Annotated in this window: 16 protein-coding genes and 2 pseudogenes; 14 read left to right on the top strand and 4 right to left on the bottom strand. The window is 63.8% G+C overall.

The annotated features are described in order from the left end of the window. Nucleotides 1–147 precede the first annotated feature (147 nt). Nucleotides 148–363: pseudogene (locus HGB39_RS36385) on the top strand (integrase core domain-containing protein); the annotation flags it as partial. A 183-nt stretch (nucleotides 364–546) separates the two neighbouring features. Here the strand turns inward: HGB39_RS36385 and HGB39_RS36380 are convergent. Next, the gene (locus tag HGB39_RS36380) at nucleotides 547–2,253 is read right to left on the bottom strand and encodes a DEAD/DEAH box helicase (protein WP_064081055.1); all 1,707 of its coding nucleotides are present in this window, start codon (nucleotides 2,251–2,253) and stop codon (nucleotides 547–549) included. A 380-nt stretch (nucleotides 2,254–2,633) separates the two neighbouring features. Here HGB39_RS36380 and HGB39_RS36375 point away from each other — a divergent pair, with 380 nt between their 5' ends. From HGB39_RS36375 to HGB39_RS36360, 4 genes are all read left to right on the top strand, one after another. Beyond that, the gene (locus HGB39_RS36375) at nucleotides 2,634–2,810 is read left to right on the top strand and encodes a hypothetical protein (RefSeq protein ID WP_168442997.1); all 177 of its coding nucleotides are present in this window, start codon (nucleotides 2,634–2,636) and stop codon (nucleotides 2,808–2,810) included. Between the two features lie 77 nt (nucleotides 2,811–2,887). Continuing rightward, a complete protein-coding gene (locus HGB39_RS36370) occupies nucleotides 2,888–3,139 on the top strand; it encodes a hypothetical protein (RefSeq protein ID WP_064081062.1) in 252 nt (83 codons plus the stop codon). Between the two features lie 5 nt (nucleotides 3,140–3,144). Next, nucleotides 3,145–3,489, top strand: a complete 345-nt coding sequence (locus HGB39_RS36365; RefSeq protein WP_247607603.1) for a hypothetical protein — start codon at nucleotides 3,145–3,147, stop codon at nucleotides 3,487–3,489. Nucleotides 3,490–3,676: 187 nt separating this feature from the next. Beyond that, complete coding sequence (locus HGB39_RS36360; RefSeq protein ID WP_064080179.1) at nucleotides 3,677–4,852, top strand: alpha/beta hydrolase family protein; 1,176 nt, start codon at nucleotides 3,677–3,679, stop codon at nucleotides 4,850–4,852. A gap of 601 nt (nucleotides 4,853–5,453) precedes the next feature. On the opposite strand, the gene HGB39_RS36355 is transcribed toward HGB39_RS36360, so the two are convergent. Then, nucleotides 5,454–6,398 (bottom strand): phospholipase D family protein, encoded by a 945-nt coding sequence (locus tag HGB39_RS36355; protein ID WP_064080180.1) that lies wholly within the window; start codon nucleotides 6,396–6,398, stop codon nucleotides 5,454–5,456. Nucleotides 6,399–6,483: 85 nt separating this feature from the next. Here HGB39_RS36355 and HGB39_RS36350 point away from each other — a divergent pair, with 85 nt between their 5' ends. The 3 genes from HGB39_RS36350 to HGB39_RS36340 all read left to right on the top strand — a co-directional run bounded on the left by HGB39_RS36350 (nucleotide 6,484) and on the right by HGB39_RS36340 (nucleotide 8,147). Further along, nucleotides 6,484–6,825, top strand: a complete 342-nt coding sequence (locus HGB39_RS36350; RefSeq protein WP_064080181.1) for a hypothetical protein — start codon at nucleotides 6,484–6,486, stop codon at nucleotides 6,823–6,825. Nucleotides 6,826–6,894: 69 nt separating this feature from the next. Beyond that, nucleotides 6,895–7,065 (top strand): helix-turn-helix domain-containing protein, encoded by a 171-nt coding sequence (locus tag HGB39_RS36345; RefSeq protein ID WP_168442998.1) that lies wholly within the window; start codon nucleotides 6,895–6,897, stop codon nucleotides 7,063–7,065. Next, nucleotides 7,062–8,147, top strand: a complete 1,086-nt coding sequence (locus HGB39_RS36340; RefSeq protein WP_005574143.1) for an ADP-ribosylglycohydrolase family protein — start codon at nucleotides 7,062–7,064, stop codon at nucleotides 8,145–8,147. Before HGB39_RS36345 ends, HGB39_RS36340 begins: the two co-directional genes overlap by 4 nt. A gap of 541 nt (nucleotides 8,148–8,688) precedes the next feature. On the opposite strand, the gene HGB39_RS36335 is transcribed toward HGB39_RS36340, so the two are convergent. Continuing rightward, a complete protein-coding gene (locus HGB39_RS36335) occupies nucleotides 8,689–11,016 on the bottom strand; it encodes a hypothetical protein (protein WP_005574141.1) in 2,328 nt (775 codons plus the stop codon). Between the two features lie 2,273 nt (nucleotides 11,017–13,289). On the opposite strand from HGB39_RS36335, the pseudogene HGB39_RS36330 reads away from it, so the two are divergent. The 5 genes and pseudogenes from HGB39_RS36330 (at nucleotide 13,290) to HGB39_RS39330 (ending at nucleotide 18,298) form a co-directional block, all read left to right on the top strand. Beyond that, nucleotides 13,290–14,455: pseudogene (locus HGB39_RS36330) on the top strand (site-specific integrase). A gap of 2 nt (nucleotides 14,456–14,457) precedes the next feature. Further along, nucleotides 14,458–15,468 (top strand): hypothetical protein, encoded by a 1,011-nt coding sequence (locus tag HGB39_RS36325; RefSeq protein WP_005571992.1) that lies wholly within the window; start codon nucleotides 14,458–14,460, stop codon nucleotides 15,466–15,468. A 416-nt stretch (nucleotides 15,469–15,884) separates the two neighbouring features. Then, entirely contained in the window at nucleotides 15,885–16,040 is a 156-nt protein-coding gene (locus tag HGB39_RS39335; RefSeq protein ID WP_247607602.1) for a hypothetical protein, read from the top strand. A 1,067-nt stretch (nucleotides 16,041–17,107) separates the two neighbouring features. Further along, nucleotides 17,108–17,626, top strand: a complete 519-nt coding sequence (locus tag HGB39_RS36315) for a hypothetical protein (protein WP_247607601.1) — start codon at nucleotides 17,108–17,110, stop codon at nucleotides 17,624–17,626. Nucleotides 17,627–18,004: 378 nt separating this feature from the next. Then, nucleotides 18,005–18,298 carry a hypothetical protein gene (locus tag HGB39_RS39330; RefSeq protein WP_247607600.1) on the top strand — a complete coding sequence of 98 codons (294 nt, stop codon included), beginning with the start codon at nucleotides 18,005–18,007 and terminating at the stop codon, nucleotides 18,296–18,298. A 562-nt stretch (nucleotides 18,299–18,860) separates the two neighbouring features. On the opposite strand, the gene HGB39_RS36305 is transcribed toward HGB39_RS39330, so the two are convergent. Beyond that, a complete protein-coding gene (locus HGB39_RS36305) occupies nucleotides 18,861–19,061 on the bottom strand; it encodes a hypothetical protein (RefSeq protein ID WP_005571994.1) in 201 nt (66 codons plus the stop codon). A 190-nt stretch (nucleotides 19,062–19,251) separates the two neighbouring features. Between HGB39_RS36305 and HGB39_RS36300 the strand changes: the two genes are divergently transcribed. Next, nucleotides 19,252–20,631 (top strand): arylsulfatase, encoded by a 1,380-nt coding sequence (locus HGB39_RS36300; protein WP_081276504.1) that lies wholly within the window; start codon nucleotides 19,252–19,254, stop codon nucleotides 20,629–20,631. Nucleotides 20,632–21,192: the final 561 nt, after the last annotated feature.

The raw sequence follows: 21,192 nt of genomic DNA, 5'->3' as shown, positions 1-21,192 counted from the left end.
AGGTCGCGCACCTTCGCACCGTGGTCGAGGCGCTCGCCGCCACCGTCACCAAACACGAAGAACAACTGCGCCGCCTTCGCCGCAATCCACCGCCCCGACGATGAACCATTCTGACCTCGATCGGCACCAACTGGGCCGCGATTAGCCGGTCAATGTGGTGACAACGCCGCGATGGAATCGTTCTTCGCGTTGCTGCAACGCAATGTCCTCGACCGTCGCCGCTGGAGCAGCCGTGAGGAACTACGGTTGGCGATCGTCGGGTGGATCGAGACGACCTACCACCGGCGGCGCCGGCAACGCGGGCTCGGTCGACTGACACCCGTCGAATATGAGACGCTCCATCAGACCGCACACGCGGCCTGAAAGTACACACCCCGTGTGTCAACCAGGGTGGGGGCAGTCCCGAATGTACGTGCAGCGACTCTGGGAGTTCAGCATGCGCGTCTTCTGCCCACCAAGGCGGACACTCAACTATGAGCACACTTGCGGGGGATATGTACATCCGCTCACTCTCGATTGCAGGAGCCCCTGGTCCAGGCATCATTCCTACTCGAACATGCTTTCGGAAAGCCAGTCTGCGTCGAACAGCCGCGCGAGCTTCCCAAACGCGCCGAGATCGCCATCGACACTGGCTGACGTCACCATGAGCCGATTGATCATGATCCGAGCCGCGTGCTCCTCCACCGTTCCGGCGGCGAACAGGAGTGACCATGAGCAAACCTGCCCGTCGCGATGCGCACGACCCATCGTTTGGCGTGCGGCAATTCCGGAGTAGCGAGGCTGGTGGAAGAACCCGATGCGACGTGCCGATGAGGCGCGGGAACCGTCGACCATCAACTCGGACGCCTGCAGATTGATCGCAGATGCGGTGTTGAACACCACGACCGGGTTGTGGCCGCGCTGAAATCTCATGCGCTCCGTCTCGAGATCGCCCCCGCCGAAGATGCGCGAGACGCCAATGCCGTGCTCCTCCAAGAGGTTGGCTACCGGGTCGGCGGCCGTGGTGACCAATTCGACGGCGACGAGTACCTGGTAGCCGCGTTCGACGTGTGCGGCTACCAACTCGGCGGTCTGCGGGGCTCGCAGCATGCCTGCCTTCTGCCGGAACCGCATCAGAGCGGCACGGCCGCGGGCGGTGTCGTTCCCCTGGCGGGCGATCCTCATCGCGCTCCGGAACTCACTCCAGTCCTGGTGGTATGCAGCCCATTGTGTGGCGGTGAAGTCGAGTGGCAGGCCGTCGATAGGTGGCGGCCCGCAGGGTGCGTCGCGATGCGTCATGACGGGCGGGTCGGATTCGGTCATCCATTTCCGGACGCGGGTGACGGCCTGATGCTGCAGCCGCTGAGAACCTCTTGCTTGGTCGTTCCAGTCCCATTTGCTCTTGTCCCACCCGGGAGCCAGGGGAAGTCCATGCTCGACCAGTTTCTTACCGAGATCGGCCCACTCGCCCGGCGGGTCATCGTGCAGTTGCGCGAAAAGCGAAGACAGGTAGGTGTATTCGCCTGGGTGATGACCCGGCGTCGCTGTCACGGTGATAACAAAGGGCGCCTTCTCTGGTGATGCGGAGAGGCGGTTGATGCGCCGCTGGTATTGGGTGCGCTGGGCGGTGAGGTGCCTGAATTGCTGTGCCTCGTCATTGATGATGAGGGAGAAAAAGTACTTCGGTTGGCCGTTGCGTCCGAGCAACTTCTTGAGTTGGTCCGGGGAGATGATCAGCCACCGATAGCCTCCGTCGCCGAACGCGGCGAGGGCGTCGCGCCATGCGGCGATGGTGATCTGGGCTGGCCGGTCGACGGTGATGAGTGCGGTGTCGCCGCCCCCTAATTTCAGCGCGGCTTTCGCGCCGATGATTGCGCTGCCGGTCTTGCCTACACCGGGCTCGTCGGCCAACAGGAATCCGCGCTTGCCGTGGTGAAAGGCCGTCGCGATCGCCTTGGCGGCGTCAACCTGTTCGGGCCGCGGTGTCTTGTGGAAGCCAGTGGCGCCCGGTTGCCGCACGCCGTTGAGGTCTTCTTCGACCCAGCGGCTGTACGAGTACGGTTTCGACGCGTAGACGGTGAGTTCGTCGGGCAATTGAGCGCCGATGTAGGCATGTGCTTTGAGCGCTTTGTAGTACTTGGCACCGGGCGCGGATGCCCGGTACGGGACGTCGAGGATCCAGATCTGCTCCCCGTGCCCCGGGGTGGGTATCAGGGGCTTGGCGCTGGCTCGTCTGGGGCTGGAGCGTCGCTGGGTGGTCTTGCGTGCGGCCATGAGTGCAGGTTATTCCCAAGGGCGGATCGCCGGGGTCGACGACGTCGTCTGCGGCGGATGCGGTTGCGACCGTCGCGGCGGATGGCGCCGAGGAATCGCGTGCTGTCGTGGCGGGGGTGCGGGGCTCGGTGCAGGGCGATTATGTACGTCGATAGTCTCGACAGCCTCAGGTTCGGCGGACGGTTCCACTGCCCTCGACGCTGCGGTGCGCGCGGTGGCGTGGAGGGCGGGGGCGGGGGCGGGCGATGGAGGCGCGTGACGGACGGAACGGACGGACGGGCCGCTCGGATGGACAGAGTGGATGGAGGGGCACAGGGTGGAGAACGTGCGTGATCCCATTCCGCGCATGAACCTCCGCAGCCAGCCCCCGGCCACAGGGCGTGCCGCAGGGGGCCGAGGATCTCGCCGCGGTAGTCGGGGAGGGCCTGAACGCGGCCAGCTTCTTCGCCTCCGGTGCACACCAGAGCTACCAGAACTTGGTCGTCGACAACGCCGGTCGCAACGCCATCCAGTGGGTCTCGGATTGGCTGAACCTGCAGATCAGCCGTGCCGTCTGACGATCCGACCGCGTCCGAAGTCGAAGAGGAGCACCGGAAAATTGGCCGCTCGAGTACACCGCCCCACATCCTGTTGGGTGACCTGCCCGCACTGCGGCAAACGCACCTACTTCACACGCAAGGATGCCCGCGCAGCACGCACCCATCACGAAAAGCGTCAGGGCCTGTCGATCTACCCCTGCCCACACCAAGACCAGGACGGCGACCGCTTCCACGTCGGGCTCCGGCCAGAAGGGTTGGGCCGCGGCGCCATCGACCGCAACACGCTCGCCGACAATCAGCGGACGGCACTCTCCGAAGGCAGGTTCGCAGCCGGGGGTGCGCGGTGACACTGATGAACGCCAAGGGATCACCCACCACCCCGACCCCACTCCACCCCGGCGACCGGATCCGCTTCGGCATCGAACCCCGCCGCCCCTACACCGTACGCGCAATCTCGGAGCACTTCGTCCTCTGCACCCGCCAACGCGACTCCGCCACCACAGGTGACTTCGTCTACACGGTCATCGACTGGCGGAACGGAATCTGCGGCCCGGTCAACGTGATCGGGCAGAGCTGCGACGTGAGCACCGATGAGCGGTGCTGCGACCTCCTTCACGACCTCGAAGCCGGCCGGTGGGGAATCAGCCACCGCAACCGCGTCCACTCGACATTCTCGACCGGGGCGAGTCATGAGTGACCACACACCTTCGAGCAGCTTTCTCGCGGTGCTGCGTCGAGACTGGATGGCATGAGGAGTGGAGACAATCCAGCACTCGTCGTCTCATCGTGTGCCGGACTGGTGGGTGTGGACATCTGATCGATCGGTACGATCCGCATCGTGTTCGTCGGGGAACGGGCACGGAGTTCATCGGAGGGGATCGTCGATGTCACTGTTCGCGGGCTCGCCAAGAGGCACACGTCTGAGGCAACGGTCCGTACTGGCTGTCGCCGTGTGCATAGGCGGGATAGTTCTCACTGCCGCACCCGCCGCCGCCCTGCCTGACGACATGCACCCGGCGGGCGCGTTGCTCGCCGAGCAGCCTGTCACCGCTGCGGTTCTCCCAGTCGGTGCCGCGGATACCAGCGCTGTCATCCGCTATTCCACCTTGCGTACCGCGACCGACGCCGGTGAGTCCACCGGATCGGTGTTCCTGCCGCAGGGCGCACCACCTGCCGGTGGATGGCCCGTCGTGTCCTACGCGCATGGCAATGTCGGAATCGACGACGAGTGTGCACCGTCGGTCACCGGATCCAGTGACGTCGAACGGGAATTCATCGAACAGTGGCTCGCCGCCGGATATGCGGTCGCGGCCACCGACTACGCCGGGATCGGCACCGACGGAGTCAATGCGTACACCGACGGACCCGCAGCCGGCGCCAACGCCGTTGACATCGTCCGCGCCGCCCACCAACTCTACGGCGACCAACTCAGCGACCGGTGGATCGTCACCGGCCTGTCGCAAGGCGGTCACGCCAGCTACTTCGCCGCCCACCAGGCCACCACCCGCACACCCGAACTCGACTTCCGCGGCGCAATCGTCGTCGCCGCCCCCACCCACCTCGACCAGCTCTTCCCGCTGGCCGGACCGAACTTCCCTTCCGTGCCGGTCGCCGGGATCGCCCACTACGTGCTCTACACCCTCGCCGGACTCGACGACGGCCGCCCGGAACTCGACATCCGCCAACATCTGACCCCCACTGGAATCGGGCTGATGGAAAAGGCCAAGGGAACCTGCAGCAACGACCTGAACGAATATCTGCGCACCCACCCGGTCACCGTCGCGGAGCTGTTCACCACCCCACTCGACTCCCCGGATCTACGCGGTGTGCTCGACCAGATGCAGCATGTCCCCACCAGCGGATTCGACCGACCTATCCGGGTCGTGCACAGCCTCACCGACACAAAGGTTCCAATCCCGCTGACCTGGGCACAACTCGCCGAAATGCGTTCCGGCGGTGTCTACGTCGAGTATCAGCAGCTTTCCGGAACGGACCATGCCCACACCCTCACCGCCTCGATGCCCGAATCGCTGGACTTCGCTGCCCGCGTACTGCACTGAGCGCACCCCGCCGCCACGCGAGCGCGGGGTCTGGTTACGGGGGCCATGCCGACAGCACGAGAAGGGAATGAGATGACCTACGCCGATATCACCGGGGTCCCATGCGGATAGGTACCTGTTCGGGATAATCGTCCTGGCGGCTGTCCTCGCTGTCCTCACGGCCGCGGTGGTGCACCGCAGCCCGTCGGGGCACCGCCCCGCGACCCCGCATCGCGATCGGATGCGGGGCGCCCGCGATCGTCGCAGCCGGGTCCGCAACGTTGACAACTCCGCTCGGCGTGCCGTGGGCTGCGACCGTCGGCGTTGCAGTGGGTCTGGTGCTGCTGTGCAACATTGTTCTCGGTGTTGTCACCAGGTCCGCCGCCCAGCGAGGGGCGAGCGAGGAGCGGTGATCGGTAGTCCGCACCGATGAGCGGGAAGTGTCTGGAGCTGACATGTCGAATGAGTTTGTTGAGCCACGTGCTGCTCTGCGAGACCTCCGACGGCGCGGTTCCGACGGTAGGGCAGCCCCGCCTGCCAGTGGTCGCGGCAAACCAACGCGAGCTCTGGGTGGATCCACCAAGGCAGCTGACTCTCACACTGCCAGAGGCTCGCTGAGGGATCACAGGTCCCACAACCCCAACAACGCGGACCTAAGGCCAGGGGAGCGGACGTAGTGGTCGGTCCGCAGCCGTGACCCGGGGTGCCCGAGATCGGTCAGCGCCTTCTCGGCGCCTGGGAGGGGGAGCGGTGACAGGCCGGTGCGCAGGCGCAGGAAGTACAGAACCGCTCTACCGGACCGTGGGATCTTCATGGGGTCGGACACCACGACAGCCGGCGCGTAAATCCACTCGTCATCGGCGGAGACGAAGATGATCACGTCGCCCCGTCTCACCCCGCTGGGCTTGTCGAGGCGAAGCGATTCGAGCTGGTACTTCGCCGCCGGGCCGCCGCGGCTGTGGTGCCGGCCCCGCAGTTCGTCGAGGACGTGTTGTTCGGTGCGGGTGGGTTCGTAGTCGACGGCGTGTTTGACGAACATCCGGGTCACGGGCGTCGGCAGGAAATCGGTCTCGGTGCGAACCCTGCCGGTGACCCCGGGCAGTGGGACGGCGCGGCCGATCTCCCACTCGAGGATCGCGTCGTCAAGGAACACCTGATCGACTTCGGTGATCTCGTCGAGGCTGTCGATGAACTCACGGACACCGGCGATGATCTCGGGGTCGTCGGTGATGACGACAGCGTCGTCGGCGAGGGTGGAGTTTTCCGACGCGTTTGCCGACCCGATCACCGCCCGGGTGTTGGTCGCGATCACTTTGGCGTGCAGGGTCGGCGACGACAGCACCCGCACCCCCTTGTTCAGGTAGTACGCGAGGGCGGCGGGGGAGGTGGCGTGTGTCCGGACCGCGGCCCTGGAGGCGTTGACGACCAGGACGTCCCCGGCGCGCAGCGGGAGCAGCTCGGGTGCGTCCTGGCCGAGGTAGCCGATCGCGGCGTACCGGGCGCCGCGGGTGCGGATGGCGCGGGTGATGTGCGGCCATGGACTTGGCCCGTGGAAGGTGGTCCCCATACCGACAGACGGTAACCGGCCCGCCTTGCGTGTGGTGCCTGTCCCTGGGCAACGCTAAAAAAAGCTAAAGGGGCCGAGCGGATGGATGGGCAGCACCGAGGAATACATCGACGCCGCCTTCACGGTCGGTTCCCACATGCAGATCGCCAAGGTGACCAGCTCTTCCACCAATCACGGCACTGCGAACGCATTCGCCGGCCACCCGCCGTACACGATGGTCGTCCGCACCCGGGACGGGCTTCCGGTCAAGTCGATCTCGAGCTACTCCTCCGAAGATGAGGTCGTGCTCCTGATGGGCACCAACCTGCGCTGTGTGAAGGTCGACCATCACGGCATCAGCGGCCGGCCGACGGTGTACATGGTCGTCGAAGACCTGGTCGCCGAAGCCGACGGCGGCACCGGCGGTGGCGCGACCAAGGCCGCGTAACCCACTCTCTACCAGCTAAAATGACACGTCCCCTCCCGAAAGAGGGGCGACGAGGGAAGGACCATCACCATGGCCGCACTCAACGACGAGCAACTCGACGAGATCCGCCGGCACCTCGACGAAGGCATGACCCCCGACGCAATCGCCGACTACCTCGGCCGCGTCGCCGACCTCGTCCTGATGGACATCGTCACCATCCGCTCCGCGGCCGTCGCCCTCTCCCGTGGGGAGACCCCATGACCGCACCCACCGCCGGCAGCGACACCGCACTGCTCGCCCGCTACGGAAACGCCCTGACCGGACTGGCCGCCGGCGACGCCTGGGGATACCAGGTCGAATTCACCAGCTACACACAGATGCCCGCCTACCCGGTCACCCCACCCGCAGGTCAGTGGTGGACGATCTCCGACGACACCCAGATGACTCTTGCCCTTCATTGGGCTCTGGCCGAGGTCACCGACTTCGCCGACATCGAAGCCGTCACCGACGCGATCACCCGGCAGTTCCTGCTGTGGCAGGTCGACCCCGACAATACCCGGGCGCCGGGCCGCACCTGCATGACGTCGCTGCACAACCTGCGCGCCGGCGCCTGCTGGTACGAGACCCACGGCGCCGTCGAATCCGCCGGCTGCGGGGCCGTGATGCGCCTGGTCCCCACCGCCTTCGCGCCGCAGCAGTATTTGTTGGGCCTGACCGCTCTTCAGGCCGTGATTACCCACAAGCACCCGCGAGCCGTGGTGCCCGCGTTGTTGCTTGCCGACGCCACTCGCCACGCCCCCGAGTACTGCGGCCGGTTCCTCGAGCACGCCCTGACCGGGGCTGCGCAGATCTACAACGGCACAAGTGGCTGGACCATGGATCCGTACCTGCGGGATGTCCTCGCCCCGATCACCGGGGACGTGTCGTCCTACCTGGTAGACGGACTGAACGACGGAACCACGGACATCCTCACCGCCGCGGCGGGCCGCCTCGAACAGCTCCGCCATCTGCCGCCGGCCGAATTCGGGGACCCCTGTGCCGGGATCGGTGAAGGGTGGGAGTCGGCCAGCGCGGTCGCCCTGGCCCTGCTGGTCGCCGACCGCGCCACCACCGACAATGATCCCGCGGCCGCCGCCCTGACCGGGCCGGAGGGGCTCGCCTGGGCGGCCACCAGCAACGGCGACTCGGACTCCATCGCCTGCATCGCCGGCGGCCTCATCGGCTCCGCCCACCCCGAAAAGGACTACTGGGCCGCAGTGGGCCTGACACCCACCTTCGAGCCCCGCTACGCCGAGGAGATCGCCACCGCAGCACGCCGGCTCCCGGCCGGTGGCACCGACTGACGCACCTGCAGCACCAGGTCAGAGATTTGCAGAAGGCGCGAGACCGGTCACCGACGGTGGGACGGACATGCCAGCCAATGCGAATCCTGGTCGTTCTGAAGACTGGTCCGTGTCACTCATGATTTGTGCGGGGTGACTGCTGTAGAAGAACATCTACGTACCGTCTAGTGGATCTCCGCAGTTCAGCGCAATTTTTCTGCCCTGGCAGTGAAGTCGGCGGCGTTAGGAGTCAGTGACGGTGCGGATGGGCCAGCGGCCGGTGTCCCGTGCGATGCCGCATGGCGACGCGGCGGCCGCGCCTCTCCGGCCCCGCGGACACCGCGGCTCGTTCGACCCGTGACCAAGCTGCCGCCGAGGAATCTCGGCGGGAATGCCTTGTGGATTGGGGGATCGGCGATGCCGAACGCCATTGACGTCGTGCTCGGCGGCGCTGGCGCGGCCGGTGATCAGCCCGATGGTGCCCGGCAGGAACGGCAGCGGACGCTTCCGAGTAGTCGCCGGTGGATTACAGTTTTACGCGTGGATTGAAACTCAACGGTGCTCAATTCAAGTACGCAGACGTGCCTTGTGGCCCGCGGGAGTTACTGATGATGTGTGCGTAGCAGTGGTCTCTATCGAACTCATTCGCAACGCACCAGTCGAGTGCACTCGTAGAATCAGGAAATGCCAACCCCACGGATGTCACCCAGAAGTCCGGGCTCGAATAAGTGGACCAATTGCCACTCCATGTAAGCACGGCCAGCGGGAACTGTTTACGGAGTTGCATGTGCTCACGCAAAATATCGGCGTTGGTCCACGTTATTCCGTCAGCCACGAGACCGACTCGCTTCGAGCTGATCTGCGGGATCCAGCGGTCTGCTATAGCGGAGGAAACTAATGCAGCATCGGCGTCTGCTTGGGCCTTCAACCCTTCAATGGCGGCGGACTCCGCGTCGACGATGGGAGGCGCACCGATAACGGCGACTCGGGACGCAGTGTTGGTTTGGCTCGCAGGGATTTCCATAGGGGCCGACGATTGACCTAATTCCACGACGTTGATCGCGAGGTCGCTCATCCTGTTCAGAGTGCCAGGCAGTCGCCAGTATGTGCCGACTGGAAAAGCAAAGCGCTGGTCAAGGTACGCACCTGATGGCGGGATGGCGATCGGCGACATTGCTAGATCGAAGATACCCGCAGCGACGGTGCTGTAGCCGTCCTGGATTGTGACCTGTGTTGAGCCGCTGGCGAGAATATCGCCGTCTGAACACAGTGAGCGGACGCGAATTGTGGCGGTGAGCTGCTCGCCCTCGACTGTAAACCGCTGCGCTTCGTAGCTTGGCGGTGAACTGCAGTCGCCGGCTGTCAAGTCGGTAGCGGCAGGTTTGTCGCGACCGTACGCATTCGTGCTAGATCTCGACGCATCGTTTCTATTGAAGACTGCAACGGTTGCAGCGATGAGTATTGCCACCGCAATAACCCCCAATAGTGCAAGCAGCCCAGGCCATCTTCGGTTAGGCACAGGCTGCGACACCGCCGGAATCCGTGTCTTAACCGAACGTCTTGCAGTCGGCGGCGAAGGTGCGACCTCCACCGGTGTGTCATCGAGTGCCTGACTCGCACTCTCGGTGGCAGCGGTTGGTGTTCGTTCGGCGGCGGTGGTCGGGGCGTCGAAGAGTCCGCGGTCGGCGCGTGTGAGCAGCTCGTCGCGGATCTCCTCGACTTCGGTGGCGATTTGGTTGCGAACTGATAGTCCATCGGATCCGAAATAGGTGAGTGCGGCCGGGAACATGTCCATGGCGAGGTCGTCACGCCGCAGTATCGTGTCGAAGATGTCAACCAGGCGATCCGCTCCCGGAGTTTTCAGGGCCGCGAAGTAGTGCTGGCACAGGTGACGGAAGATCATCGTCGTGCCACCGATCAGGAGCGCGGCATCGATGTGGTCGCGCCGTGATGAGGCTTTCTGGACATGTCGCGCGCATGCTGCGAGATCGATCGAACCGGTGATCGCTTGAGCGAACTGGGGCTCGATCAATCCCTGTGACCAGTTCCGTTCGTACAGCGGTGGTTCGTCCAGAACGGCTTTGAGTGCATCACCAATTCGACTCCACGGCGACTCCGCGATGGGCCCCTTTTGCGTCGCCCAATCCGAGATTGCGGCGCCGGTACTCAGGTTGATCACATACTCGACGAGGCTGCGCATATCAGCAGAGAAAAAGTACAGTTCCCGCAGCTGAGAGATGAGATGACCAGCTTCTACCGCGGGGTCCTTGCGATCCTGCAAGCACGCGTTGAGCAGTTCCTGCAGGGCGGCAACACGACTCTCACGGTACTGCGCCACCGAATCGTTGCCCCCGGAAACGATCGCGCTGGCAGGGTCGGTGGGTTCCGCTATTGGGGTTGAGGTGGCTTGCGGAGGCGATGGCAGTGCAGGCCGGTGTGGAGCCACTTTTCTGAGTGTCTTGCCAGACCGAACTTCGGGGACGAGCTCCGCGAAGACGTCTTCCATCAGGTACTCGATCAACTTATTGTTGATCGCGCTTCCCGTCGTACCGCCCGTACTCAAGAATTCCGACAGCAGTCGACCGGAATAGTCAGGTCGATTCAATACGATCTCGATGTTGCTCCACGTAATCCGCGGATGCCGACCTTGCATGGCATCGGCGGCTCGTCGCAGCCACAACTCGGCCTTTAACTTGAGCATCTCGGTCAACACAGCGTGGTCCACAAATTCTCGCGGCTGCCCCGAGGCGGCGATGATTTGGTCTGCCAGATCCCCGAACTCCGGGACCTCACCTGCTAACTGCCTGAACCATTCCCGCGACGGCCGGATCGGTCCGGTCGCCAATTCCTGCTGCAGCCGCGTCTTACGGGCGTTGTCGAAGAAGCCCATTGTCTACAACGTTCTTGAAGGATCGTTTGGCGCAACATTGTCCGCGCGCAGTATCTGCTGGCGATCTTGTAGCTGCTGAGAAGTTGGTTGCCGCCAGTTTTCGGTTCGATGAGCGTGTTCGACGGCCGTCTGCGCCTCCGGCCTGCTCCTCGCGTAGCCACTTCCTTGCGTCGTCGTAGGCGATGTTCACCATGTGCCTTCTCCGAGGTTCCGCAGTCCCAACCAAAACGAAGACCTGTTTCAGGCTCGCACCTGCAGTCCTGACCGTGACAGCAAGACTGGTTGGTTTCCTACATTGATCGTCCTCGCACGCGAGGACAGTGTCACGGGTGATTCGTGTGTCTAATAGGGAACGGTCCAGGGCTTTGCTGGGAGTAGTAGCAAATGGGCGCGTGCTACGAGGTCATCAGTGCGTTCGCTGGGAAACTGCACGTCGCGGTGCCGTTGAAGGGCCGGTGGGTTCAAACGTCGGCGAACCGGGTCAGCCTGGGGATGTGTCAGTCCTTCGCTGTGGGTGCCTCGCTGATCGACGAGGTAAACGCGGTCACTTCGAAGACCTGGTCAGGCTCTTGTGGGCATCGGCGCAGACCTTGACCGTGGCCACCTGGGCGTGGCGTAGATCCGCATCAATCGCGGCGGGGGTCGCTGATCAGGTTCCAATTCGGTGATCCGGGCGGCGCGATCGCGGAGTGCAGTGGAAAACCGGCCACTCTGGCTTTCACCATGAGTACGAGGGCGATCGAAGGACGCAGACTGCGAGCACCTCGTTCCGTTAGCTAATCATCGGTGACTTTGCTGATGGGGTGGAGGACAATGAAACCGACCGGTCTAGTACTCGGAGTGGCGGTTAATCGCTTCGTGCTACCTCTCTAAATTAACGAACCAATCGCATCACTCTACCGATAAGTAGATGCGTAATAGGAAAATGCGTGCCTAGCTGCATATCTCCAGTAATATTAGCGCAATATGCGCGCGATAAGGAGTGCAAAATGACGAACATTTGCTGGTGTGGGAGAGCGGCATACGAATGTTCAATCTGCAAAGGAGTTAAAGGGAAAGTCTGTAGAAAATGCGATGGAACAGGATTTATGTGCGGGACCCACGACGGAAAATGGCAAGAGAAGACTAAATCCTGGTTCTAGTTTACGCAGCTCGAATCACTATGCCGGATATTTTTCTTGCAAAACTTAGAATTTCCCATTGGAGGTTTTCGTGGAAATCTTCGCTCTGTTTATTTCCGCTTTGGTCTATTTCTTTATCGGTATTCCGGTCTCGAGGCGATGGTATCGAAGGAGGCATGGCGTTCGAGGCCGAATATATGGGGAGAGTGTGTTCAGTAGTGCCTTCTGGGCATGCTTCATCTGGCCGCTGCTGCTTCTCCTACCGCATTTTCGGGATCCGGAGCTGTGTCGTCATCCATGGCATATACGCGCGCGGGTTGAAGAACAGACGCAGTATGAGCAATTCCTGGCCGCGGTTGAGCGTGACGAACGAAGGCGCCGAGCTTAAGGGGATGCACCGCTCACCGTGGTGTCCTATCACGCCCCGCCCGGGGTGAATTGGAAACTGAGGAAGGTCGAGCAGGCACTGTTGCTGTCGCGATGGCTGACCACCGTCGACGGGCCGATCGTCGTAAGCGCTGGGTTCGACAAGCGGTAGGCGCGATTGGACAGAAGGACTGGCAATTGGACAACCCGCGTGTCGACACATGGCAGAGGACATGTCCATCGCCATTTTGAGGCGGGCGCGAGCGGTCGTTGACCTGGGTTGCCTCAACAATGCGGCGGAGCGGCTGGCTGATTTTCTGCCACATTGTTGAGGTACCCGTCCACCGGACGGTGCGCCGAATTCCCGCCAAACGTGCAGGTCACATCATGGGATGCCTCATCTCGGTGGCGGAAGTCCCGCGCTTGCCTCGAATGCGATGGCGATGCCTCGGGTCAACTGGCAGAGGACAGGACATCTAGGCTGTAGGTTCGCGCCCGACTTGTCAGTTGTTGGCCGAATTGACCTGTGATTTCTCAGCACCGTGTCAGTGCGGGATTCTCACTATCTTGTCAGGATCCTGGGGAACATTGCGGACAATGAGGCTTCTTGACGGGTGGCGCTGAGCCGGTCTCATGAGCTCTCTCATGGCGCCCAACGGCTCACTTCAGGTTTGTGCGCGGTGGGTGACGAGAATTCCTCTTCCCGCACCGTCTCCCGGGAAACCGCACCTCAGCGTGGGTTTCGCGTCGAGCTCGTTGTCGGAGGGTGCCGATAGCGTGCTCGGTATGACGATCGACCAGGGCCTACGTCCTCGTGAGCTGCCCGCGGCTGCTGTTACCGGGGCCGCGGCGGTGTTTCCGGATCTGCCGGAGGCGGTGGCGGCGCGGATCGGACGGTCGGTCGCCGAGTCCCGGTCCGAGGGCACCCGCCGCACGTACGCGTCGGCGTGGCGGCGGTTCGAGCGGTGGTGCACCGCCCACGGACATGCCCCGTTGCCGGCGCACGCGGCGACAGTGGCCGCCTACCTCGTCGACGCTGCCGACCTCATCGGCCCGGACGGTATCCGGGTGTATGCACCGGCCACCTTGACTAAATGGGTGGCGGCGATCGCCCATCACCACCACCGCACCGGCCACGAGTCCCCGACCGGGCAGGAGATCGTGCGCGCCACCTTGTCCGGCATCCGCCGTGACTACGCCGCAGTGGGGGACCGGCCCCGCAACCCGCGGGCCGCCCTGCTGACTGCGGACATCGTCACCATCACCACCGCCGCCCGGAACGCGGTGACCGGGTGGGCCGGCGCGGTGCTCGAACGCCGCGACAGTGCGCTGATTCTGATGGGGTTCGCCGGTGCCTTCCGGCGCAGCGAACTGGTCGGCCTGGATGGCGCGACGTGAGCGTGGACCGGCACGACGGTGTCCACGTTCGGTTGCGCCGGTCGAAGACCGATCAGGAAGGCGTCGGCACCGTCCGCGCGTTACCGTTCACCGACCGCCACGACAGTTGCCCGCCCTGCGCATATGTGCGGTGGGCGCAGGTCGTGGCCGCGTTCGACAGCCGCGGCCGCCCCGGCGTGATCCGGATCCTCACCACCGCCGAGCCGTTCGACGCGCACGTCTGCCGGGGTGCAGTCCCACGCACCGGATCGCGGACGCCGCTGTTCCGGTCGATCCGCAAGAACGGCAACCTGTCCGAGACCGCGCTGTCCGGGGCGGCGGTGCACAAGGCGATCCGCCGCCGCGCCGAACAAGCCGGCTACGACGCCGCCCTGGTGAACCAGCTCGGCGGACACTCGCTGCGCGCCGGTTTCGTCACCCAGGCCTTCCGCAACGGCGCCCACGCGCACGCAATCATGCGTCAAACCGGGCACACCACACCGGAAATGGTCGAGGTCTACGCCCGTGAACGCACCCCGCTGGTCGGGAACGCCGTCACCATCCTCGGACTTTGACGATGTACGCCACCACACCCGGCGCCGGTGCTCCATCGTTCCGCCTCTCTGCCCGGGATCAGCATGTGTGGGCGCTGTTCGCCGACTGGTGCGCCGCGACCAACCAGCCATCGACACCCGCCACCCCGCATCAACTGGCTCGATTCCTGCACGACAACCCCGCGCCGGCCACCCAACGACGCCGGGTCAGCGTGATCAACACCGCCCACCGCCGTCAGGGACACCCCGCCCCCGGCAGCAGCGAAGAGATCCGCCGCGCCCTCAACACCGCACGAGCTGCTCGGCTCGAACGCCTCTCGGCCCTCGTCGCTCCGCGGATTACCCAGGTTCCGGTCACCGGCTGGCCAGCCGGGTTGTTCGGCCGACGCGACGCCCTCATCCTCGTCCTGGCCGCAGCCGGAGTGGGTTTCGAACAGATCGCCCGGCTACGCCGACGGGACGTCACCGTCACGGGCGACAACCCTGTCTCCTTGCGCCTCACCGTCATCGGTGACCGGATCGTCCTTCCCGCCGCCCTCGACTCACCCGAAATCGCAGTGGCAACGATCTATCGGAGGTGGACGGAGGTCCTTGGATTCCTCGACCGCAACCACGGCGCCACTCGCCCTCTCGCCGACCACTTCAAAGCCGGCGGCGACCTCTCCGGCTTCGACGCCGCCTACCAACCCGATGACAGACCGCTGCTGACATCGATCAACCGCTGGGGCCATACTCCGCTCATCCCGGCGCCCCTGACCGCACGCGCTATCACCACCATCACCCAGGCCCACCTGTCCGGCAGGACACCCGCACACACCATTCCGCAACGACGGGCACGGTCGGCATCGGCGCCCACCACACCGCCGATCGAATCGGACCATTCCCTCGACCCGCGCTACTACGAACGGGGAATCGAGGCCCGCCGCGACGCCCATCAGGGCCTGAGCGATGTCACCGACCTTCTCGACGACATCGAAGACCGCGCAGACCAGCTATTGGCCGAGCTGCTCGGGATCCTCGACAAGGTCACGTGAGCGACCACTGCCAGTTTCGGTAGCGGTACAGTCCGCCATCTCGCATCGTTCGTTACCCAGCGCGTCATAACGGAATTTCCAAGCGGACATCTAAACCGAACGGATTGAGGCTGATTCACCAGCCACAGGTTCGCCGAGGAGCGCCGATCTCGGGTGTGCCGGTATAACGGTGGCCAAAACGGACCCTGGTGACCGCAGAGCGGCGCTCAGTCCGTCTTGCCTCGTCGGCCGGATTCGGTAACAGCTGCCGGAGCGGCCGCGATCGTCAGCTACTGCTCCGGATCAGCCCCCTGTCATAGGCGCTGGTGATCCCATTAAACTCGTGAATTCTCCTTTGTTGAAAGGAGATTCCGGTCCCGAGCAGTCCATGGAGTGGGAAGATCGGTGCGGATTCACTTGCGCCCCGAGGAGGCACCATGAAGTCCGTTTCCGGTATCCGCAATTCCCTTCGCATCCTTGCTCGCTCGCTCCCGATGGCGGCCCTGATTCTCCTGCCCACCGCCGCGGCAGCCCTACCTGCACAGGCAGCGCCGGCGGTGGTCACCGAACGACACCTTCACCGATACCTCTGACCGTGTCGGACCCGCCTCATACTGCTCGGACGGGCCGCTATACAACCTCACCGAGACCTTCAACTTCTCGGTTCGCACTGTCGACACGAGTGCAGGCGTTCAGCGCGTCAACCTCCGGTACACAGTGTCGGTGACAGGGGTGCCCATCGACCCGGGCCTGCCCACCGTCACCGCCACCGGAGCCAGCGTTGGTGGGCTTACCAGCGGTCCGGCCGAAACCAGCTCAGGTCCGCTACTGGTCAAATGGTCGTTCTCCGACGGCACTCAGCTAACCGAGCGCTCTCTGTTTCACTACACCTTTGCCAACGGGGACTTCACAAACTTCCGAGTAACCTGCAACAGCATCCCGTAACGACAGGCCGAGTAATTGCTGGCAACCGCGCTGAACAGCTTGGTCTGGCCGGTATGGCGTTGGCTAAAACGGACCCGAGAACCGCAGAACGGCGCTCAGCCCGTTTCGCCTGCGTCGGCCGCGGCAGTGGATCCGGCTGCGTCGGCCTCTTCGCGCGTGACTCAACCAATCTGATGCACACGGAACGGCGGCCTGTTGCCGCGATTCTCCTGGTAACGCAGCACGCGCCATCGGAGCGCTGGTCAGGGAACTCCGCATCAGATCCACTGCGCCGGGCATCAGTTTGACCGCCGCCGACAGCAGATTCACTGAGTCGACATCAGATGCACCGAGCCAGGACAGCACGGGCGTCACTCACCCAATGTCCGTTTCGTCCGTTGTTTACCCGGTAGCTGTAGCCGAGCAGCTCGGGCTGATGGCGCTGCTCCGACGGATCTACGCTGCTTATGTCCACTCCTGTCGGGCTGCGGCCGGGTCGCCGAGGGGGGCACAGCGCCCGTTACGTTGGTCTCTTGTGAGGCGGTGCAGAACCTCCGATGCTTGTCGTATGACATTCGGACGCAAAATCACAGGTGTGGCCGGGACGGCAGCGGCAGCCGTCGTCTATAGAGCCTGGGTGTGCCCTCGGCTCATGCGCTGGGGCGCGACCGATGAGGAAGTTGCGGGGCCGTATCCCGGTGCCGACCTGGTCCCCGACGGTGAGAGGGGCGCGACGATGGCCGTCACGATCGACGCGCCGCCAGAACAGGTCTGGCCGTGGCTCGTACAGTTGGGTGGGGATCGTGGGGGATGGTACTCCTGGGACCACCTCGACAACGCTGGTCGCCCGAGTGCTCAAAGCGTCCACCCTGAGTGGCAGGACATCGCCCTCGGCGACCACGTGAAGTACTGGACACGCCGCCACGGCCCGGTGGACGCTTGGGAGGTTGCAGCGCTTGAACCGAATCGATTCCTGGGACTGCGTGGGTTGAGCGATCTACGAGGCCGTAGCCTTGATCCCGCGCTGCCACGGCCGTCGGCCTACACGGAAGGACTCTGGGGCTTCCTGTTGAATGAGTTGCCTGGCGGGCGAACACGTCTCGTGATCGGCGGTTATCAAGTCTTCCGCCCTCGATGGCTTGAACGATTCGTCTCCTACTGGCTCTTTCCCCCGGTTGTCTGGATCATGCAGGCACGAATGTTGGCCGTGCTCAAGCGCAACGTCGAACGAGCGGCCCGCCGAAGGACTGGTTAGCCTCTGGCCCGAAGACCTCCCCTGGTTGGTAGAGACGCACGAACCTGCCGCGGAGCGCGCGCGGTTCTCTCTGATCGCTGGCGCCGTACGGGTCCGTACGACTATCCGACATGCGGCGACATCAGCTGCTCGCTTCCTGCGGACCGCTTCGATCTCACCGAGATCCAACGCCAGAATCGCCGCCAGCGCGCGGTCGTTCTCGCCCTGGACCAGTAACTCAACGACTGCGGCGAACTGATCAATGGGATCGTCCGGCAGGGTGGCCGGCTCGGCACCGAGATCCATACGAGAAGTATCCACGTGTTGTATCGCGGCCGTGCCCCGTGCCCCGTGCCCGGCGCTAGCGAACTTGCCGAATACAACGTGCATGGAGTAGAGATGCCCGATCCCAGCCCTATCTCGACCCCTATCGCCCCGCCGAACGACGTCTCTAACGCGCAACTCGTCCAGTGGGCTTTCGAACGCATCAACGCCAAGGACGTCGAGAGCCTGCGCAACTTCTTCTGGACCGCTGACTCCACGGCGCATGCTGTGACGGAATCCCGGGCGAAGATTGAATCGGCGACCGTGCTCGTCGAGGCTCTTTCGCGCGAGCGCTGCGGATGTTTGTGCTGCAGGTTTCCGGTATGGCCATGGCCAAAACGGACCCTGGTGACCGCAGAACGCCGTTGAGCCCGTTTCGCCTCCTCAACCAGGCTGGGTAGCATGCTGCCCTCGCGATTTCATCGGGGCCGCTTCGCTGGTAACGGCGCTCCCACTGTCAGCGATAGTTGATGCAGGTCGGGAGGACCAGGAGTACTCATCACACCTTGGAGTGGACCAATCAATGACGCGGTCATTTGGTTCGCAACAGTGACTCTGCCGGCATGGGCACCGGGACAGAACCCGCTGACGGTCTCACACCAGTCGTGCATCCTGCATGACGACGTGTACATCCACCGTCCCGATCCGAAACTTGCGGAAGGAGGTGTGTGATGGACTGGGTCTTCTGGTTTCCGTGGTTGATACACCTCGATCCGTTCTTTCGCTGGCTGATCGAAATCGGGGTGTGGTGATGAGCGAGATCAGAGTCGACCTGGACACCGCTACCCGTGACGAACTGGTTGCCAGTTTCAGAAGTCGGCTGCACGCTCAACCCCCGACTGCACTCGCGTGGACCACACCGATCAAACGAGTAGCGGTGTCCGTTTTGTCCATGGTCACACTGAAGACCCGCAGCTAGAGACCTGGGTTGTCACGCGGGCGGCAACACTCGATAGATGAACTCAACCTGCTCATCGAACCTTGAATGACGGTGGTATCGAGCGTCAACCGCCTTCATCTGGATGACAGTGACGGCATAGTGCCGGAGCGTGCCCAGTGAGGTCCAGATCGCTTGGTAGCGCCTCCGGGTGAGGTCGTCGGGAATGTGCAGCATGGCACCGCGGCCGATCACCCGGGGAGGGTGAGATGTTCAAACCCCGGTGGCGAGCGCCTTGGGGACGTTACCGTAGCGGCTACGGAGTCGAATTCTCCCCGGCTCGCCTGCTCGGCCTGCTCCGGTTCGCCGACCGTCCCGCCTGCCACGGCTGCGTTTGATGGGCCGAGAGCGGTGGCGGTAGCCGCACACGGAAGGGGCCGGTGTGATGAACGATCAGGTCAAACCGAACGTCGTCTTCATCCTGGTGGACAACGTCGGCTGGGGGGATTTCGGGGTGTACGGCGGAACGACGCCCACGCCCCGAATCGACAAGCTTGCCAGCGAGGGTATTCGCTTCAACGACTACAACGTCGAGGCCCAGTGCACCCCCACCCGCTCGGCCATCATGACCGGGCGGCATCCGGTCCGTTCGGGGACCTACAAGCTTTCGTGGCCCGGCGAGGGCATGTCCGGGATGGCGCCGTGGGAGTACACGATCGCCGACCTCCTCTCAGAGGCCGGCTATGCCACCGCCTTGTACGGGAAGTGGCACCTGGGCAACACCGAGGGACGCCTGCCGACCGATCAGGGTTTCGACGAATGGTGGGGCATCAAGGACAGCTGGGACGAGGCGGGCTACACGGCGTGGCCCCTGTACCAGGAGCTCGGCCTGCCGGCGCCCATGATCTGGGAGGGAAGAAAGGGCGAGCAGTCCACGCCGGCGATGCCGCTCGACCTGGACGTGCGGCCGATCGTGGACGAGAAGTACCTGGTCCCGAAGACGGTCGAGTTCATCAAGAAGAACGCAGCGGCGAAGAAACCGTTCTTCGTCTACCTCGGCTACTCCCAGATGCACCCGCCGATGATCGCGAACCCGAATTACGCCAACACGTCGACCGCGCGCAGTGGCGTCTACGCCGACTGTCTCGCCGAGATGGACGACCGCGTGGGCCAGATCGTGGACGCCGTCAAGGCGGCGGGCATCGAGGACAACACGATCATCGTCCTCAGCAGCGACAACGCTGGCGGTGGGGCACTGCCACACGTGGGGCCAGGTTCCAACGGACCCTGGCGCGGCAACTTCTTCAACACGCCGTTCGAGGGGAGCATGCGAGTATCAGCCATGATCCGCTGGCCGGGTGCGATCCCGGCGGGTGTCGTCACGGCGCAAACGCTCGCTGCCGTGGACTGGTTGCCGACGCTGGCCGGGATGGTGGGTGCATCGGAGCTCGTACCCCGGGATCGACCGATCGATGGCGTCGACGCCTCGGCCTTCATGCTGGGCAAGAGCGACAAGACCGGTCGCGACAGCTACCTGTTCTTCGGGCCGGACGGCGAGCTGATGTCGGTCAAGTGGAAGTACTACAAGATGATCCTCCGTTACACCGAGGACCTGCCCGCCATCCAAAGCGGCTTCGTCACACCGCAGTTTCCGATGATGTACGACCTCAGCAGCGATCCGCACGAGGACATGAATCTCTGGTGGACCAATTTGACCAACGCCTGGATGTTTTCGCCGTTTCTCGGGCTCATCGGGGAGTATGAGAAAAGCGTGAAGGAATACCCCAACATCAAGGTGGGTGAGGAGTTCGACGGATACAAGTAGGCCGGAGTTCCATGGTCGGGCCCCGTCATCTCGCCTCCCTGCTATCGCCTATCGGCCCAAGAACCGACCGGATTTCGGGATTCCATAACCTTCTCGGCGCCGAATCCCCACCGCTGGCCGGGATCTACAACATCGGCGGCGGGCCGCGAGGAACGCTCGTGGGTGCGGCCGAAAGGCGCCGGCTGACGAAAGTCAGCTGTACGCTCTTCTCCGCCGTTGAAGTTCGTTTTGGCCTTGGCCAAAACGGACTTGGTGAACGCAGAACGGCGCTCAGCCCGTTTCGCCTCCTCGGCTGGAAGCGGTAACAGCTCGCATGTGAATGACCGCGACCGTCAGCTATTGCTCACCCTTGAAATGGGTAGGACGCAAGGCAGTAGACGAAGCGTGTGGATGTCGTCGGAAGCGTTAGGTCGTCCGCACGTTCTGCGGACGACCTAATATGTACGCCGGTTTGTCAAGGACGCAGGGCGAGGCGGCGTCCAGGACCGTCGTCGTGGGCGCCGCCTCTGTGGGCCCGGTCGATCTGGGTTGGTGGCGAGCGTGTCGGTTTCGACGCGTGGT

Source organism: Rhodococcus opacus (genome assembly GCF_012396235.1).
GTDB classification, from domain to species: Bacteria; Actinomycetota; Actinomycetes; order Mycobacteriales; family Mycobacteriaceae; genus Rhodococcus_F; species Rhodococcus_F opacus.
This window is presented reverse-complemented; position numbering and strand designations above follow the sequence as displayed.

Bases quoted from the DNA above. Each gene is read 5' to 3' on its own strand.
- HGB39_RS36340 (WP_005574143.1), top strand. From the start codon at position 7,062: ATGACCGCACCCACCGCCGGCAGCGACACCGCACTGCTCGCCCGCTAC.
- HGB39_RS36365 (WP_247607603.1), top strand. From the start codon at position 3,145: ATGAACGCCAAGGGATCACCCACCACCCCGACCCCACTCCACCCCGGC.
- HGB39_RS36355 (WP_064080180.1), bottom strand. From the start codon at position 6,398: ATGGGGACCACCTTCCACGGGCCAAGTCCATGGCCGCACATCACCCGC.
- HGB39_RS39330 (WP_247607600.1), top strand. From the start codon at position 18,005: ATGCCCGATCCCAGCCCTATCTCGACCCCTATCGCCCCGCCGAACGAC.
- HGB39_RS36315 (WP_247607601.1), top strand. From the start codon at position 17,108: ATGGCCGTCACGATCGACGCGCCGCCAGAACAGGTCTGGCCGTGGCTC.
- HGB39_RS36325 (WP_005571992.1), top strand. From the start codon at position 14,458: ATGTACGCCACCACACCCGGCGCCGGTGCTCCATCGTTCCGCCTCTCT.
- HGB39_RS36300 (WP_081276504.1), top strand. From the start codon at position 19,252: ATGAACGATCAGGTCAAACCGAACGTCGTCTTCATCCTGGTGGACAAC.
- HGB39_RS36360 (WP_064080179.1), top strand. From the start codon at position 3,677: ATGTCACTGTTCGCGGGCTCGCCAAGAGGCACACGTCTGAGGCAACGG.
- HGB39_RS36335 (WP_005574141.1), bottom strand. From the start codon at position 11,016: ATGGGCTTCTTCGACAACGCCCGTAAGACGCGGCTGCAGCAGGAATTG.
- HGB39_RS36345 (WP_168442998.1), top strand. From the start codon at position 6,895: ATGGCCGCACTCAACGACGAGCAACTCGACGAGATCCGCCGGCACCTC.
- HGB39_RS36350 (WP_064080181.1), top strand. From the start codon at position 6,484: ATGGGCAGCACCGAGGAATACATCGACGCCGCCTTCACGGTCGGTTCC.
- HGB39_RS39335 (WP_247607602.1), top strand. From the start codon at position 15,885: ATGAAGTCCGTTTCCGGTATCCGCAATTCCCTTCGCATCCTTGCTCGC.
- HGB39_RS36380 (WP_064081055.1), bottom strand. From the start codon at position 2,253: ATGGCCGCACGCAAGACCACCCAGCGACGCTCCAGCCCCAGACGAGCC.